Source organism: Micromonospora sp. IBSANI012 (genome assembly GCF_052814045.1).
Window position 1 is genome coordinate 5,552,810 of sequence record NZ_CP199933.1, and the last position, 15,590, is coordinate 5,568,399.

Genomic DNA, 15,590 nt, shown 5'->3' on the forward strand with positions numbered 1-15,590 from the left:
CGCAGCGTTTGCCGAACTTCTGGCATCTTCTGTGAAACGGGCCACCCGTCGGAGGCGGAAATGCCTGCGGCATTCGTACGGCGTAGCCTGGGAGCCGTCTCCCGTGCGCCGCTAACCGGGCACGGGTGCCGACCGCGTGACATACGAACCCGCGTGAAAGAGGCGATTACCGGCCGTGTCGACCCAGCAGACTTCGCAGGAGAACCCACTGGCGGGTTTCGGCCCGAACGAGTGGATCGTCGAGGAGATGTACCAGCGCTACCTCGCCGACCCGTCGAGCGTCGACTCGGCCTGGCACGACTTCTTCGCCGACTACCGGCCGGCCCCGGGCGCCGCCACGCCGCGCCCCGAGGAGAAGGCGCCGGCCAAGGCCGCCCCCGCCGAGCCGGCCGGCCAGCCGGAGGCCGCCGCGACCGTGGCGCAGCCGGCCGCGCCCGCCAAGCCGGCCCCCGCCGCCAAGGCCCCCGCCAAGCCGGCGCCGGCCAAGGCCGCCCCGGCCAAGCCAGCCGCCAAGGCGCCGGCCGTGAGCGGTGCGGGCACCACCCCGCTGCGCGGCGTGGCCGCCAAGATCGTGCAGAACATGGACGCCTCGCTGGCGGTGCCGACCGCGACCAGCGTGCGCGCCGTCCCGGCCAAGCTGCTGGTCGACAACCGCATCGTGATCAACAACCACCTCGCCCGCGGGCGCGGTGGCAAGGTCAGCTTCACCCACCTGATCGGGTACGCGCTGGTCCGGGCGCTGGTCGAGCACCCCGAGATGAACAACTCCTTCGCCGAGGTCGACGGCAAGCCGGCGATGGTCCGCCCGGAGCACGTCAACCTGGGCATCGCCATCGACCTGGTCAAGCCGGACGGCTCCCGCAACCTGGTGGTGCCGTCCATCAAGGCCTGCGAGCAGATGGACTTCCGGCAGTTCTGGCAGGCGTACGAGGACGTGGTCCGGCGCGCCCGCCGCAATGAGCTGACCATGGAGGACTACGCCGGCACCACCATCTCGCTGACCAACCCGGGCGGCATCGGCACGGTGCACTCGATCCCCCGCCTGATGCAGGGCCAGAGCGCCATCATCGGCGTCGGCGCGATGGAGTACCCGGCGCCGTACCAGGGCATGAGCGAGGCCACCCTGGCCGAGCTGGCGGTCAGCAAGATCATCACGCTGACCAGCACGTACGACCACCGGATCATCCAGGGCGCGCAGTCCGGCGAGTTCCTCAAGGTGATGCACGAGCTGCTGCTCGGCGAGCGCGGCTTCTACGACCAGATCTTCACCTCGCTGCGCATCCCGTACGAGCCGGTGCGCTGGGTGCGCGACGTCGCGGTCGACTCCGAGGGCCAGATCAACAAGACCGCGCGGGTGCACGAGCTGATCCACGCGTACCGGGTGCGCGGCCACCTGATGGCCGACACCGACCCGCTGGAGTTCAAGATCCGGAAGCACCCGGACCTGGACGTCCTCCAGCACGGGCTGACCCTGTGGGACCTCGACCGGACCTTCCCGGTCAACGGCTTCGCCGGCAAGCAGCGGATGAAGCTGCGCGAGATCCTCGGCGTGCTGCGCGACTCGTACTGCCGCCGGGTCGGCATCGAGTACATGCACATCCAGGACCCGGAGGAGCGCCGCTGGATCCAGGAGCGGATCGAGCGCCGGTACGAGAAGCCGCCGGCCGACGAGCAGAAGCACGTGCTCAACCGGCTCAACGCCGCCGAGGCCTTCGAGACCTTCCTGCAGACCAAGTACGTCGGGCAGAAGCGCTTCTCGCTGGAGGGCGGCGAGTCCCTGATCCCCCTGCTCGGCGAGGTGCTGGAGGCCTCCGCCGAGGGCGGGCTGGACGAGGTCGTCATCGGCATGGCCCACCGTGGTCGGCTGAACGTGCTGGCCAACATCGTCGGCAAGCCGTACGAGAAGATCTTCTCCGAGTTCGAGGGCCACCTGGACCCGCGCTCGACCCAGGGCTCCGGCGACGTGAAGTACCACCTGGGCCAGAACGGCAAGTTCACCACCCCGGACGGCGACCACGCGGTCAAGGTCTCGCTGGTGGCGAACCCGTCGCACCTGGAGGCCGTGGACCCGGTGCTGGAAGGCATCGTCCGGGCCAAGCAGGACCGGATCGACCTCAAGCTGGAGGGCTACACCGTGCTGCCGCTGGCGGTGCACGGTGACGCCGCCTTCGCCGGCCAGGGCGTGGTCGCCGAGACGCTCAACCTCTCCCAGCTGCGCGGCTACCGCACCGGCGGCACCGTGCACGTGGTGGTCAACAACCAGGTCGGCTTCACCACCGCCCCGGAGTACAGCCGCTCCAGCCTCTACAGCACCGACGTGGCCCGGATGATCCAGGCGCCGATCTTCCACGTCAACGGCGACGACCCCGAGGCCGTCGTCCGGGTCGCCCGGCTGGCCTTCGAGTACCGGCAGGCGTTCAACAAGGACGTCGTGATCGACATGGTCTGCTACCGCCGGCGCGGGCACAACGAGGGCGACGACCCCTCGATGTCGAACCCGGAGATGTACAAGATCATCGACTCGAAGCGCTCGGTCCGCAAGCTCTACACCGAGGAGCTGATCGGGCGGGGTGACATCACCGTGGAGGACGCGGAGGAGCTGCTGCGCGACTACCAGGGGCAGCTGGAGCGGGTCTTCAAGGCGACCCGCGACGCCGCGACCACCCCGCGCCAGCTCAGCCGGCCGCGCCGCGAGGAGGAGCCGGAGCCGCAGGTGGAGACCGCCACCGACGCCGCCGTGGTCAAGGCGATCGGCGAGGCGCACGTCAACCTCCCCGAGGGCTTCACCCCGCACAAGCGGATCCAGCAGCTGCTCGACCGGCGGGCCAAGATGTCCGTCGAGGGCAACATCGACTGGGGCTACGGCGAGATCATCGCGTTGGGCGCGCTGCTGCACGACGGGGTCACCGTCCGGCTCGCCGGGCAGGACTCCCGCCGCGGCACCTTCGTCCAGCGGCACGCCTCGATCGTGGACGCCAAGACCGGCGACGACCACCTGCCGCTGAAGTCGCTCACCGGCGACGGCGAGCGGTCCCGGTTCTTCGTGCACGACTCGCTGCTGTCCGAGTACGCCGCGATGGGCTTCGAGTACGGCTACTCGGTGGAGAACGTCAACGCGCTGGTCTGCTGGGAGGCCCAGTTCGGTGACTTCGTCAACGGCGCCCAGTCGGTGATCGACGAGTTCATCTCCTCCGGCGAGGTGAAGTGGGGCCAGCGCTCCGCGGTCACCCTGCTGCTGCCGCACGGCCACGAGGGCCAGGGCCCGGACCACACGTCGGGTCGCCCGGAGCGGTTCCTCCAGCTCTGCGCGGAGGACAACATGCGGGTGTCCATCCCGACCACCCCGGCGAACTACTTCCACCTGCTGCGTCGCCAGGCCCTCTCGCCGAAGCGCAAGCCGCTGGTGGTGTTCACGCCGAAGTCGCTGCTGCGGCACAAGCTCTGCGTCTCCCCGGTGGAGGACTTCACCACCGGCACCTTCCAGCCGGTGCTGGCCGACACCGCCGCTCCGGCGCCGGAGCAGGTGAAGCGGGTGCTGCTCTGCTCGGGCAAGGTCTACTACGACCTGTTCCAGGCCCGGGCCGAGCGCGGCGTCACCGACACCGTGATCCTGCGGATGGAGCAGCTCTACCCGCTGCCGATCGAGGAGATCCGGGCCGCGCTGGCGCAGTACCCGAACGCGGAGGACTTCGCCTGGGTGCAGGAGGAGCCGGCCAACCAGGGTGCCTGGTCGTTCGTCGCGCTCAACCTGCTGGAGCACCTGGCCGACGTCCGGCTGCGGCGGATCTCCCGCCCGGCCGCGGCGGCCCCGGCGGTCGGCTCGGCCAAGATGCACGAGGTGGAGCAGACCGCGCTGATCGAGGCGGCCCTCCCCCGCCCGTGACCTGACCGCACCGCCGAGACCCGGGGCAGCACCGTCCGCCGACGGCGCTGCCCCGGTTCCGTCGGCACCCTCCCGACAAGGACGTACGGATGTACTTCACCGACCGTGGCATCGAGGAACTCGTCGAGCGCCGGGCCGACGAGCAGGTCAGCATCGAGTGGCTCGCCGAGCGCCTGCGCGACTTCGTCGACCTGAACCCCGAGTTCGAGACGCCCATCGAACGCTTCGCCACCTATCTGGCCCGCCTCGACGACGAGGACGACGAGTAGCCCCGGGGCCACCCCGGACAACCCCGGGACCACCCCGTCCGGCCCGGGTGGGTGGGACGGAGGTCCCGGGCGCGGGGGCGCGTGATCTCCTAGGGTGGGGGCGTGGCCCGCAGCGTCTACCTGACCAGCGTGGGGTCCGGCGGGGGGAAGTCGACCATCGCCCTCGGCCTCGCGGAACTCCTCTCCCGACAGGTCGAGCGGATCGGCGTGTTCCGGCCGCTGGTCGCCGACACCGGCGCCGATCCGATCCTCGCGCTGCTGATCGACCGCTACCGGGTGGACCTGCCGCAGCATGAGCTGACCGGCGCCACCTACGCCGAGGCGAGCGCCCTGGTCGCCGACGGCCGCCGGGAGGAGCTGATCTCCCGGATCGTCGAGCGCTACCGCAGCGTCGAGCGACGCTGCCCGGCCGTGGTCGTGGTGGGCAGCGACTTCGCCGACGGCGGCGACGGCGCGGGCCCCCGCGAGCTGGCCTTCAACGCCCGGCTGGCCACCGAGTTCGGCAGCGTGGTGGTGCCGGTGATCGACGGCTTCGGGCAGGAGCCGGAGGCGATCGCGGCGGCGGCGCGTGGGGCGTACCACGATCTGGAGGATCTGGGCGCGACAGTGCTGGCGGTGATCGCCAACCGGGTGCCCGGGCCGATGACCCTGCCGGAGCTGCCCGTCCCCGCGTACGCCATTCCGGAGGTGCCGACCGTGTCGGCGCCGACGGTGGCCGAGGTGGCGGCGGCGCTCGGCGCCACCCTGCTCGCCGGGGACGACGCCGCGCTCGACCGCGACGTGCTCGACTACGTGGTCGGCGCCGCGCACGTGCCCACCCTGCTCGACCACCTCACCGAGGGGGCGCTGGTGATCACCCCGGGCGACCGGGCGGATCTGCTGGTCGCGGCCAGCGCCGCGCACGTCGCCGGGCAGGTCTCGGTGGCCGGGCTGGTGCTCACCCTCGGCGAGCAGCCCGATCCCCGGGCGATGCGGCTGGTCGAGGGGCTCAACACCGGGCTGGCGGTGCTCTCGGTGCGCAGCGACAGCTACGACACGGTGGCCGCGTCCAGCCGGATCGAGGGGCGCCCGAGCCCGGCCAACCCGCGCAAGGTGGAGGCGGCGCTCGGCGCGTTCGAGGGCAACGTGGACACCGTCGACCTGGCCCGCCGGCTGCGGGTCAGCCGGTCCGAGCGGGTCACCCCGCTGATGTTCGAGTACGACCTGATCGACCGGGCCCGGGCCACCCGCCGCCGGCTGGTGCTGCCCGAGGGGGCCGAGGAGCGCATCCTGCGGGCGGCGGAGGTGCTGCTCCGGCGGGGCGTGGCCGACCTGACCCTGCTCGGCCGCCCGGACGACGTCGCCCGCCGCACCCGGGAGCTGGGCATCGACGTCACCGGCGCCGACGTCGTCGACCCGGTCACCAGCGCGTGGCGCGACGAGTTCGCCGTCGAGTACGCGCGGCTGCGCGGCCACCGCGGCGTCACGGTCGAGCTGGCGCACGACATCGTGGCCCGGCCCAACTACTTCGGCACGATGATGGTGGCCACCGGGCACGCCGACGGCATGGTCTCCGGGGCCACCCACACCACGGCGGCGACCATCCGGCCGGCGTTCGAGATCATCCGGACGGTGCCCGGCGTCTCGGTGGCCTCCAGTGTCTTCTTCATGCTGCTCGCCGACCGGGTGCTGGTCTACGGCGACTGCGCGGTCAACCCCGACCCGGACGCCGCCCAGCTCGCCGACATCGCCATGTCGTCGGCCGACACCGCCGCCCGGTTCGGCATCGAGCCCCGGGTGGCGATGCTGTCGTACTCCACCGGCGACTCGGGGGCCGGCGCGGACGTGGAGAAGGTCGCGGCGGCCACCAAGCTGGTCCGCGAGCGCCGCCCGGAGCTGCTGGTGGAGGGCCCGATCCAGTACGACGCGGCGATCGATCCGCAGGTCGCGGCGACGAAGCTGCCGCAGAGCACGGTGGCCGGCCGGGCGACGGTCTTCATCTTCCCGGACCTGAACACCGGCAACAACACGTACAAGGCGGTGCAGCGCTCGGCGGGCGCGGTCGCGGTCGGCCCGGTGATGCAGGGCCTGCGCCGGCCGGTCAACGACCTGTCCCGGGGCGCGACGGTCGCCGACATCGTCAACACCGTGGCGATCACCGCCATCCAGGCCGCCGCGGAGGCGTGATGACCGATCGGGTGCTGGTCCTCAACTGCGGTTCCTCGTCAGTGAAGTACCGGCTCTACGACGGCGAGACGGTCCGGGACTCCGGCACCGTGGAGCGGGTCGGCGAGCCGGGGGGCGGGCCGGCCGACCACGTCACCGCCGTCCGGCAGATCCTGGACCGGCTCGACCTGGACGGGCTGCGCGCGGTCGGGCATCGGGTGGTGCACGGCGGCCGGCGGTTCAGCGAACCGGTGCTGATCGACGACGCGGTCCTCACCGCGATCCGGGAGCTGGTGCCGCTCGCGCCGCTGCACAACCCGGCCAACCTGGCCGGTATCGAGGTGGCTCGGGAGGCGCTGCCCGACGTGCCGCAGGTCGCCGTCTTCGACACCGCCTTCCACCATTCGCTGCCCGAGGCCGCCGCCACCTACGCGATCGACCGGGACGTCGCCGAGCGCTACGGCGTCCGCCGGTACGGCTTCCACGGCACCTCGCACGCGTACGTCTCGCGGCGCACGGCGGAGCTGCTCGGCCGGCCGTACGAGGCGCTGCACACGATCACCCTGCACCTGGGCAACGGGGCCAGCGCCTGCGCGGTCTCCGGGGGGCGCAGCGTGGCCACCTCGATGGGCATGTCGCCGCTGGAGGGCCTGGTGATGGGCACCCGCAGCGGTGACCTGGACCCGACGGTCATCTTCCACCTGCGCCGGGAGGGCGGGCTGGGGGTGGACGAGATCGACGACCTGCTCAACCACCGCAGCGGGCTGTTCGGCCTGACCGGCGCGAACGACATGCGCGAGGTGCTCCAACGACGGGCCGCCGGGGACCCGGCCGCCGCGCTGGCCTTCGACGTCTACTGCCGCCGGATCACCGGGTACGTCGGGGCGTACTACGCGCTGCTCGGCCGGGTCGACGCGGTCACCTTCACCGCCGGCGTGGGAGAGCACGCCGCGGAGGTCCGGGCCGCGGCGCTGGCCGGGCTGGACCGGCTGGGCATCGCCGTGGACCCGGCGCGCAACGCCGGCGCCGGCGACCGGGTGATCTCACCCGACGGCGCCGAGGTCAGCGTCTGCGTGATCGACACCGACGAGGAGCGGGAGATCGCCCGGGAGACCCGCGCGGTGGGGGCGACCGCCGGCTGAGGGGAACCTGATCGGCTCCGGCTCAGCCCAGGGCCAGCCAGCCGGCGACGGCGACCAGCAGCACCGCGACCGCGGCCGCGCCGGCGATCAGCGGCAGGCGGGACGCCACCTCGGCGGGCGCGGCGGGCTCCGAGTGGGCGAAGGCGCGGAACTGCTCGGTGTTGCCGCTGGGGTCCACGTACTCGTCAGACATGCCGGAGACCCTAGCGAACCCGCGCACCCCGCACGATCCCGCCGAACCCAGGGTGACGCTTGCGATCCGAGCGGTGGACGGGAACCGGCCGGGCGGCGGGCGGCACCCGGGCCGGACGGTGGGGCCGGGGTGGGCCGCCGGCCCCCTACCGTGGAGGGATGGGGGTGCCGCGGCCGGTCGTCGCGCTGATCACGGCGCTGCTGGCGGGCTGCGCACCGGCCACCGCCGCGGTCGGCGGGCCGCCGCCGGCCGGGCACGCCCCGGACCGGCTCCACCCGGTCGCGGTACGCACCCTCACCATCGACCCGACCGGGCCCCGGCCGCTGCCGGTGACGCTCTGGTACCCGGCCGAGGACGGGCGGGTCGCCCCGGGGCGGTTCCCGGTGGTGGTCTACAGCCACGGCCTGTGGAGCCTGCCCGAGCTGCACGCCGGGCTCACCACCCGCTGGGCGGCGGCGGGGTTCGTGGTGGCCGCGCCGACCTACCCGCACACCAACCTGCGGGCCCGGACGTTCACCCGGGCCGACGTGAGGAACCAGCCGGCGGACGGCTGGCGGCTGGTGCGGCACCTGGCCCGGCTCGACGCGGGCCGGGGGGATCCGCTCGCCGGGCACCTGGACGTCGGCCGGGTCGCCGCTGCCGGCCACTCGGCGGGCGGCTTCACCACCGCCGGCATGTTCACCTCGGGGCACTCGGCCCGGCTCCGCGCCGGGATCGTGATCGCCGGCGGCGGGCTGGCCGGCAGCTTCGCCGGTCCGGCCGCTCCCCTGCTCTTCGTGCACGGCACCGCCGACCCGGTGGTGCCGCTGGGCGTCGGTCGGGCCGCGTACGACCGGGCCGGCGCGCCGGCGGCCTTCCTGAGCGTGCTCGGGCAGGGCCACGGCGAGTACCTGACCCCGGGCCGCCCCGGCTTCGACCAGGTGCTCGCCACCACCACGGACTTCCTCCGCTGGACGCTCTACGACGACCAAGAGGCCGCCCGACGCCTGCCGGCCGACGCCCTGCGGCCCGGCGTCACCGCCCTCGACGACCGCCTGCGTCCCTGAGCGCGGGCGCCCGGCGGCCCGGCCACCGGCGGTCCGCCGCAGGTCACACTGCGTCCAACAGTGGCCGGACACCCCGGTGACCGGGGCACAATCGGATTCATGTCCCGTCGCCCCACCCCGGTCCTGCTCGCCACCGCGCTGCTCTCCGTCGGCCTCGCCGGCTGCTCGGCGGCTCCCGCCCCGACCGCCCGGCCGGCCGTCGCGCCGCAGCCGCCGAAGGCCGCCACCCCGGCGCCGCGGGTACCCGCCGGCACCGCGCCGGCGCAGACCTTCGCCGTCGGCGTACGCCAGGTGAAGCTGAAGCGGGACGCTGACCGCCCGCTGCCGGTGACCCTCTGGTACCCGGCCCGGGGCGAGACCGGTGGCGCGCCGGAGCGGGGAGCGGACGTGGCGGACGGGCGGTTCCCCGTGGTGATGTTCAGCCACGGCCTGAACGGCCGGCCGGACGACTACGCGGAGCTGCTCACCCGCTGGGCGGCGGCCGGGTTCGTGGTGGCCGCGCCGACCTTCCCGCACACCAGCCGGGGCGCCGACGGCAACGTCCTCGACGTGCTCAACCAGCCCGCCGACGTCTCGTACGCGCTGGACAAGGTGCTCGCGCTGGACGGCAAGGCCGGCGACCCGCTGCGCGGCCGGCTCGCCACCGACCGGGTGGCCGCGGCTGGGCACTCGGCCGGCGGGGTGACCACCATCGGCCTCTTCACCGCCGGCCGGGACGAGCGCCTCGACGCCGGGGTGGTCTTCGCCGGGACCGCGCTCGGGGTCGGCACCGCCTTCGCCGGGGCCGCCGCCCCGCAGCTCTTCGTGCACGGCGAGGCCGACGAGGTGGTCGACTACGCCGCCGGCAAGGCGGTGTACGACGCGGTCCCCTGGCCGAAGGCGATGCTGAGCCTGCCGAAGGGCGACCACGGTCGGGCCCTGCTCAGCGACGGCGCGGCCCTGCGGGTGGTCTCCGACACCACGCTGGAGTTCCTCCGCTGGACCCTGTACGGCGACGCGGCGGCCCGGGACCGCCTCCCCGCCGACGCCGCCCGCGGCAACCTCGCCACCCTCGACGACCACCTCTGACCCCCGCCGCCGGCCGGCGCACCTTCCAGAGAAAGAGTGGCCATCCGACGCGGAATGGCCACTCTTTCTCGGAAACTGCCGGGATCTTGGGAGGTCAGGCGGTGTGGTCGATGACGACCTTGCCGAAGACGTCGCCGGAGTGCAGGCGGGCGAAGGCGTCCTCGACCTTGCTGAACGGCACCACGCTGTCCACCACCGGGCGCACCTCGTGCTCGGCGCAGAAGGCCAGCAGTTCGGTCAGCTCGTCCGGGGTACCCATGGAGGTGCCGAGGATCTCCAGCTGCATGGCGAAGACCCGGCGCAGGTTGATCTTCGGCTCGTGCCCGGCGGTCGCCCCGGAGACCACGATCCGGGCCAGCGGGGCGGCGGACTTCAGCGAGTGGTCGAAGGTGGCCGCGCCGACCGTCTCGATCACCACGTCGACCCGCTCGGGCAGGCGTACGCCGGGTTCCAGCGCGGTCGCCCCGAGGGCGGCGATCCGCTCCCGCTTGCCGGCGTCCCGGCTGGTCGCGTACACCCGCTTGCCGTGCCCCACGGCGAGCGCGACGGCCGCGGTGGCCACGCCGCCGCCCGCGCCCTGGACCAGCACCGACTCGGCGTCGTCGATCCGGCCCTTGGTGGTCAGCATCCGCCACGCGGTCAGCCAGGCCGTCGGCAGGCAGGCCGCGTCGGTCGCCGACAGGCCGGTCGGCAGCGGGATCAGGTTCACCCGGGGTACGGCCACCCGCTCGGCGAGGGTGCCGGCGAAGTGCTCGGAGAGGATGGAGACGCCACGCGGGTCGCCGGGGGTGGGCACCACCGGGTAGATGACCACCTCGTTGCCGTCCGGGTCGGTGCCGACCGCGTCGCAGCCCAGGATCATCGGCAGCTGGTCTGGGGTCAGGCCCACCCCGCGCAGGGACCACAGGTCGTGGTGGTTGAGCGAGCTGGCCCGCACCTGCACGGTCACCCAGTCTTCCTCCGGGTGGGTCGGCTCGGGACGCTCGCCGACGGTCAACGCGGCGAGCGGATTGTCGGTGTCGAAGCTCGAGGCATAGGCGGCACGCATGGTCGGCACCGTAACAAGCGGAGCCGCCCCCGACCCAGCGCCCGCGGCCACAACCCCACCGCAGGTGCGGCGAAACGGTGGCCTCCCGAGGTCGGGAGGCCACCGTTTCGAGACACCGCGCGGATCGTGGCGGCGGAGCGCGGACGGACCCGGGTCAGGCGCGGGTGACGCCGTCGCGGCGGGCCGCCTCGGCGACCGCCGCCGCCACCGCGGGAGCCACCCGGGGGTCGAGCGGGGAGGGCACGATCGCGTCGGCGGTGAGCGACTCGGCCACCACCCCGGCGATCGCGTCCGCCGCGGCCACCTTCATCCCGTCGGTGATCCGGGTGGCCCGGGCGTCCAGCGCACCCCGGAACACCCCGGGGAACGCCAGCACGTTGTTGATCTGGTTGGGGTAGTCGCTGCGGCCGGTCGCCACCACCGCGACGTGCCGGGCGGCCACCTCGGGGTGCACCTCGGGGGTGGGGTTGGCCAGCGCGAAGACGATGCCGCCGGGCGCCATGCCGGCGATCGCCGCCTCGGGGATCTGCCCGCCGGACACGCCGACCAGCACGTCCGCGCCGCGCAGCGCCTCGGTGATGTCACCCTGGCGGCCCTCGGCGTTGGTGGACTCCGCCAGCTCGGCCTTGGTGCCGGTCAGCCCGTCGCGGTGCCGGCCGATGATGCCCTTGGAGTCGCAGACCACCACCTGGTCGGGGTTCACGCCGCCGGCGACCAGCATCTTCGTCACCGCCACCCCGGCCGCGCCGGCGCCGCTGACCGCCACCCGCAGGTCGCCGAGCTTGCGGTTGAGCAGCGCCGCCGCATTGCGCAGCGCGGCCAGCACGACGATCGCGGTGCCGTGCTGGTCGTCGTGGAAGACCGGGATGGCCAGCGCCTCGTCCAGCCGGCGCTCCACCTCGAAGCAGCGGGGGGCGCTGATGTCCTCCAGGTTGATCCCGCCGAAGGAGGGGGCGAGCGCCGTCACCGTCGCCACGATCTCGTCCACGTCCTGGGTGTCCAGACAGATCGGTACCGCGTCCACGCCGGCGAACTGCTTGAACAGCACCGCCTTGCCCTCCATCACCGGCAGCGCGGCGCGCGGGCCGATGTTGCCGAGGCCGAGTACGGCCGAGCCGTCGGTGACGACCGCGACGGTGTGCGACACCCACGTGTAGTCGTCGGCCAGGGCCGGGTCGGCGGCGATCGCCTCGCAGACCCGGGCGACGCCCGGGGTGTAGGCGAGGGAGAGGTCCTCCCGGCTGGTCAGCGGGACCGTCGAGGTGACGGCCATCTTGCCGCCGACGTGCAACCGGAAGACGGGATCAGCGGGATCCACGGTGGACGCAGACATGGTGACTCCAGGATCTGTCGAGCAGACGGAGCGGCCGGCGCGGGCGCGAGGTGAGGCGCCTGGTGGCGGCACGCGGTGCGGGGGGTCACCCGGGCACTTTCCGAGCATAGTCACGCCAGGGGTGCGCCGATGTGAGCAGGGTCATAACGGGTCGCGTGGCAGCCGGCCGGGGCGGGGCCAGTAGCGGCACACCACCCGCCCGAGCACGTCGGCCACCCCGTATGCCCGGGAGTCGTCGGTGACGAGTTGGTTGTCGCCGCGTACCCACCAGCCGCCGTCCTGCCGACGGACCGCGCGCTTGACCACCAGCAGCTCCGGGCGGGTCCGGAAGACCGCGACCACGACGTCGCCCGGCCGCACCGGCCGGCCGCCCCGACGGACCAGTACGGCGTCCCCGTGCCGCAGCGTCGGCGCCATGGACGGACCGGTGACGCCGACGGCCGTGAGCCACCGGCGCAGCCGCGCCGGCGAGTCCGCCCCCTCGACCGTCACCAGGTTTCCCCTCCAGCCCTGCCGGGGACGCCCCCAGGAGTAATGTCGGCTTGGATCATCGCAAACATCCCGTGGAGGACCCAGATGCGACTTCCCCGCATCCTTACGCCCCGTCTGACCGCCAGCGCCCACTGCGACCTGCCGTGCGGCGTCTACGACCCGGCGCAGGCCCGGATCGAGGCCGAGTCGGTCAAAATGATCTGCGAGAAGTACCAGGCGAACACCGACCCGGAGTTCCGCACCCGAGCCATCATCATCAAGGAGCAGCGCGCCGAGCTGGTCAAGCACCACCTCTGGGTGCTGTGGACCGACTACTTCAAGCCGGCCCACTTCGAGAAGTACCCGCACCTGCACCAGCTCTTCAACGAGGCCACCAAGATGGCCGGTGCGGCCGGCGCCAAGGGCGGGACCGACCCGAGCAAGGCCGACGAGCTGCTGCAGAAGATCGACGAGATCTCGAAGATCTTCTGGGAGACCAAGAAGGCGTGACCCTGGCCTCCCCGGCACCGACGATCCGGCCGGCGCGTCCCGCGGACGTGCCGGCCGTCGTCGCGATGGTGCACGAACTCGCCGACTACGAGCGCGCCGCCGACCAGTGTCGGCTGACCGAGGAACAGCTCACCGCCGCCCTGTTCGCGACTGCTCCAGGTCGCGGCGCGGCGTCAGACGCGCCGAGCTGGAGCAGTCGTAGCCCCGCGCCGGCGTTGTTCGGGCACGTCGCGGTGGACGACCGGGACGAGCCGGTCGGGTTCGCGCTCTGGTTCCTCAACTTCTCCACCTGGGCCGGCGTGCACGGCGTCTACCTGGAGGACCTGTACGTCCGACCCGAGCACCGGGGCACCGGCGCCGGCCGGCTGCTGCTCGCCGCGCTCGCCGCCATCTGCGTGGAACGGGGCTACGAGCGGCTGGAGTGGTGGATGATCAACTGGAATCCGGCGGCCCGCTTCTACGCCTCCATCGGCGCGGTGCAGCTCGACGAGTGGGTGCCGTACCGGCTCAGCGGGCCGGCGCTGCACGGGCTCGCCGCCCAGTCGACCTCGGCCCCCGCCCGGTCGGACGCCTGAGGGGGTAGAGTCCCCGACCGGGGGGATGAGGCGTGACTCAACTGACCGGCCAGCCGACGACCGACGACGACGTCGTGCACCTCACGGTGCCCGCCGACGGCGGCTACCTCGGCGTGCTGCGCACCGCCACGGCGGGGCTCGCGGCCCGCCTCCAGTTCGCCCTCGACGAGATCGAGGACCTGCGCATCGCGGTCGACGAGGCCTGCGCCATGCTGCTCGCCATCGCCACCCGCGACGCCGAGCTGGAGTGCCGCTTCTCGGTTACCGAGGACGCGCTCACCGTCGAGGTGACCGTGCCGACCGTCCGGGGCGCCACGCTGCCGTCGGAGTCCTCGTTCGCCTGGAAGGTGCTCACCGCGCTGACCACCGCCGCCTTCGCGGACGCGGCCGACGGCCGGGCCACCATCTCGCTGCTGACCCGCCGCTCCTCCGGCTACTGAGCCGCCGGGCGCCGCCGGCCACCCGCCGGGCGGCCGGCGGCGGTCACTGGAAGCCCAGGGCGCGCGTCGTGGGCGGGCTGACCAGCAGCGCGCAGACCCCGACCCCGAGGACCATCAGCGGTACGCCGAGCCACCCCAGGCCGCCGGAGATCATGAACCAGCCGACCGGCAGCAGCATCAGCTGGAGCACCATGGCCGGCGCCCGGGCACCGGCCCGGCGACGGGCCAGCGCCGCGCCGAGAGCCCAGAGGGCGGCGGCGCCGGCGAACGCGAACCCGGTCACGAAGAGTGCCGACACCAGATCGGTCTTGGTGGCGGTCAGGTCGGCCCAGATCAGCCAGGCGGCCAGCAGCGCCAGCGCGACCGCCTCGCCGCGCAGCAGCCGTACCGCCCAGCGCAGCGTGTCGGGCACCGGGCCGGAGTCGATGGTCACGCGCGCCACGATACCCGTGACGGATCGGGGTACAGTGCCGCCCATGCGGGCCGTCCTGGTGGTCAATCCGAAGGCCACCACCACCAGCGAGCGCAGCCGGGACGTCCTGGTCCGGGCCCTGCGCAGCGAAGTAGACCTGTCGGTGCGGTACACCCGGCGACGGGGTCACGCCATGGACATCGCCCGGGAGGCGGTCGCCGAAGGGGTCGACGTCGTCGTCACGCTGGGTGGCGACGGGACGGTCAACGAGGTGGTGAACGGCCTGATGACGGCCGAGCCGCCGGCCACCCGCCCCGGGGGCACGCCCGCCGAGCGACTGCCCGCGCTGGCCACCGTGCCGGGCGGTTCGACCAACGTCTTCGCCCGCGCCCTGGGGCTGCCCCGGGAGTGGCCGGAGGGCACCAGCATGATCCTCGAAGGGCTGCGGCTGGGCCGCTCACGCACGATCGGGCTGGGCCGGGCCGACGACCGCTACTTCACCTTCTGCGCCGGCTTCGGGGTGGACGCGGCGGTGATCCACCGGGTGGAGCAGGCCCGCAAGCGCGGTCGCGTCTCCACCCCGGCGCTCTACTTCCGCTCCACGCTCAGCCAGTACTTCCTCGACTCCGACCGGCGACACCCGGCGATCATCCTGGAGCGCCCCGGTGAGGCGGCCGAGGCCGAGCTGGCGACGGTGATAATCCAGAACTGCGCCCCGTGGACGTACCTGGGCGACCGGGAGATCAACCCGAATCCGGAGGCCTCGTTCGACCTGGGGCTGGACGTGATGGCACTGCGTCAGCTCCGGGTGGCCAGCTCCACACGCACCGTGACGCAGTTCCTCTCCCGGCACCCCGATCCGCGCGGCAAGCAGGTGCTCCGGCTGCACGACGTGCCCGAGTTCACGCTGATCAGCGCTCGTCCGCAGGCGTTCCAGCTCGACGGCGACTACCTTGGCGAACGGGAGAAAGTTAGATTCACATCCATTCCCGACGCACTGAGAGTAATCTGCTAGGTCTCGGGTAACGCCCTAGGTCGACGGTCGTTACACCGCA

General features: G+C 73.2%; 15 protein-coding genes. 10 read left to right on the forward strand and 5 right to left on the reverse strand.

From position 1 onward, the window contains the following. Window positions 1–175 precede the first annotated feature (175 nt). From ACTWM8_RS25630 to ACTWM8_RS25645, 4 genes are all read left to right on the forward strand, one after another. Complete coding sequence (locus tag ACTWM8_RS25630; RefSeq protein ID WP_446211232.1) at window positions 176–3,883, forward strand: multifunctional oxoglutarate decarboxylase/oxoglutarate dehydrogenase thiamine pyrophosphate-binding subunit/dihydrolipoyllysine-residue succinyltransferase subunit; 3,708 nt, start codon at window positions 176–178, stop codon at window positions 3,881–3,883. Between the two features lie 89 nt (window positions 3,884–3,972). Continuing rightward, window positions 3,973–4,152: a DUF6104 family protein gene (locus ACTWM8_RS25635; protein ID WP_088960493.1), complete on the forward strand. Its 180-nt coding sequence runs from the start codon at window positions 3,973–3,975 to the stop codon at window positions 4,150–4,152. 102 nt (window positions 4,153–4,254) lie between these two features. Then, window positions 4,255–6,318, forward strand: a complete 2,064-nt coding sequence (pta, locus tag ACTWM8_RS25640) for a phosphate acetyltransferase (RefSeq protein WP_446211233.1) — start codon at window positions 4,255–4,257, stop codon at window positions 6,316–6,318. Next, on the forward strand, window positions 6,318–7,439 hold the full coding sequence (locus tag ACTWM8_RS25645) for an acetate/propionate family kinase (RefSeq protein WP_446211234.1): 1,122 nt from the start codon (window positions 6,318–6,320) through the stop codon (window positions 7,437–7,439). The genes pta and ACTWM8_RS25645 overlap by 1 nt, the downstream gene beginning before the upstream one ends. A gap of 22 nt (window positions 7,440–7,461) precedes the next feature. On the opposite strand, the gene ACTWM8_RS25650 is transcribed toward ACTWM8_RS25645, so the two are convergent. Beyond that, entirely contained in the window at window positions 7,462–7,632 is a 171-nt protein-coding gene (locus ACTWM8_RS25650; RefSeq protein WP_280835921.1) for a hypothetical protein, read from the reverse strand. 158 nt (window positions 7,633–7,790) lie between these two features. Between ACTWM8_RS25650 and ACTWM8_RS25655 the strand changes: the two genes are divergently transcribed. Together ACTWM8_RS25655 and ACTWM8_RS25660 are read left to right on the forward strand one after the other, a co-directional pair. After that, window positions 7,791–8,678 carry an alpha/beta hydrolase family protein gene (locus tag ACTWM8_RS25655; protein ID WP_446211235.1) on the forward strand — a complete coding sequence of 296 codons (888 nt, stop codon included), beginning with the start codon at window positions 7,791–7,793 and terminating at the stop codon, window positions 8,676–8,678. Between the two features lie 99 nt (window positions 8,679–8,777). Continuing rightward, window positions 8,778–9,746, forward strand: a complete 969-nt coding sequence (locus ACTWM8_RS25660; RefSeq protein ID WP_446211236.1) for an alpha/beta hydrolase family protein — start codon at window positions 8,778–8,780, stop codon at window positions 9,744–9,746. Window positions 9,747–9,840: 94 nt separating this feature from the next. Here ACTWM8_RS25660 and ACTWM8_RS25665 read toward each other — a convergent pair whose 3' ends face one another. The 3 genes from ACTWM8_RS25665 to ACTWM8_RS25675 form a co-directional block, all read right to left on the reverse strand. Next, entirely contained in the window at window positions 9,841–10,803 is a 963-nt protein-coding gene (locus ACTWM8_RS25665) for a zinc-binding dehydrogenase (RefSeq protein ID WP_446211237.1), read from the reverse strand. Window positions 10,804–10,948: 145 nt separating this feature from the next. Next, window positions 10,949–12,127 carry an NAD(P)-dependent malic enzyme gene (locus tag ACTWM8_RS25670; protein WP_154942190.1) on the reverse strand — a complete coding sequence of 393 codons (1,179 nt, stop codon included), beginning with the start codon at window positions 12,125–12,127 and terminating at the stop codon, window positions 10,949–10,951. Window positions 12,128–12,268: 141 nt separating this feature from the next. Beyond that, complete coding sequence (locus ACTWM8_RS25675; protein ID WP_446214675.1) at window positions 12,269–12,544, reverse strand: S26 family signal peptidase; 276 nt, start codon at window positions 12,542–12,544, stop codon at window positions 12,269–12,271. Between the two features lie 159 nt (window positions 12,545–12,703). Here ACTWM8_RS25675 and sodN point away from each other — a divergent pair, with 159 nt between their 5' ends. The 3 genes from sodN to ACTWM8_RS25690 all read left to right on the forward strand — a co-directional run bounded on the left by sodN (window position 12,704) and on the right by ACTWM8_RS25690 (window position 14,123). Further along, on the forward strand, window positions 12,704–13,108 hold the full coding sequence (gene sodN, locus ACTWM8_RS25680) for a superoxide dismutase, Ni (protein ID WP_334569111.1): 405 nt from the start codon (window positions 12,704–12,706) through the stop codon (window positions 13,106–13,108). A gap of 65 nt (window positions 13,109–13,173) precedes the next feature. Next, window positions 13,174–13,683 (forward strand): N-acetyltransferase family protein, encoded by a 510-nt coding sequence (locus tag ACTWM8_RS25685; RefSeq protein ID WP_446214676.1) that lies wholly within the window; start codon window positions 13,174–13,176, stop codon window positions 13,681–13,683. 32 nt (window positions 13,684–13,715) lie between these two features. Beyond that, window positions 13,716–14,123, forward strand: coding sequence for an ATP-binding protein (locus ACTWM8_RS25690; RefSeq protein WP_154942188.1), 408 nt, complete (start codon window positions 13,716–13,718; stop codon window positions 14,121–14,123). A 43-nt stretch (window positions 14,124–14,166) separates the two neighbouring features. Here the strand turns inward: ACTWM8_RS25690 and ACTWM8_RS25695 are convergent, their stop codons facing one another. Next, window positions 14,167–14,556, reverse strand: a complete 390-nt coding sequence (locus ACTWM8_RS25695) for a hypothetical protein (protein WP_179801682.1) — start codon at window positions 14,554–14,556, stop codon at window positions 14,167–14,169. A gap of 43 nt (window positions 14,557–14,599) precedes the next feature. On the opposite strand from ACTWM8_RS25695, the gene ACTWM8_RS25700 reads away from it, so the two are divergent. Then, a complete protein-coding gene (locus ACTWM8_RS25700) occupies window positions 14,600–15,550 on the forward strand; it encodes a diacylglycerol/lipid kinase family protein (RefSeq protein ID WP_446211238.1) in 951 nt (316 codons plus the stop codon). Window positions 15,551–15,590 lie beyond the last annotated feature (40 nt).

What these genes read in the sequence shown, in the direction of transcription:
- ACTWM8_RS25635 (WP_088960493.1), top strand. Translation starts at nt 3,973, where the DNA reads ATGTACTTCACCGACCGTGGCATCGAGGAACTCGTCGAGCGCCGGGCC.
- ACTWM8_RS25645 (WP_446211234.1), top strand. Translation starts at nt 6,318, where the DNA reads ATGACCGATCGGGTGCTGGTCCTCAACTGCGGTTCCTCGTCAGTGAAG.
- ACTWM8_RS25650 (WP_280835921.1), bottom strand. Translation starts at nt 7,632, where the DNA reads ATGTCTGACGAGTACGTGGACCCCAGCGGCAACACCGAGCAGTTCCGC.
- ACTWM8_RS25655 (WP_446211235.1), top strand. Translation starts at nt 7,791, where the DNA reads ATGGGGGTGCCGCGGCCGGTCGTCGCGCTGATCACGGCGCTGCTGGCG.
- ACTWM8_RS25660 (WP_446211236.1), top strand. Translation starts at nt 8,778, where the DNA reads ATGTCCCGTCGCCCCACCCCGGTCCTGCTCGCCACCGCGCTGCTCTCC.
- ACTWM8_RS25670 (WP_154942190.1), bottom strand. Translation starts at nt 12,127, where the DNA reads ATGTCTGCGTCCACCGTGGATCCCGCTGATCCCGTCTTCCGGTTGCAC.
- ACTWM8_RS25675 (WP_446214675.1), bottom strand. Translation starts at nt 12,544, where the DNA reads ATGGCGCCGACGCTGCGGCACGGGGACGCCGTACTGGTCCGTCGGGGC.
- sodN (WP_334569111.1), top strand. Translation starts at nt 12,704, where the DNA reads ATGCGACTTCCCCGCATCCTTACGCCCCGTCTGACCGCCAGCGCCCAC.
- ACTWM8_RS25685 (WP_446214676.1), top strand. Translation starts at nt 13,174, where the DNA reads ATGGTGCACGAACTCGCCGACTACGAGCGCGCCGCCGACCAGTGTCGG.
- ACTWM8_RS25700 (WP_446211238.1), top strand. Translation starts at nt 14,600, where the DNA reads ATGCGGGCCGTCCTGGTGGTCAATCCGAAGGCCACCACCACCAGCGAG.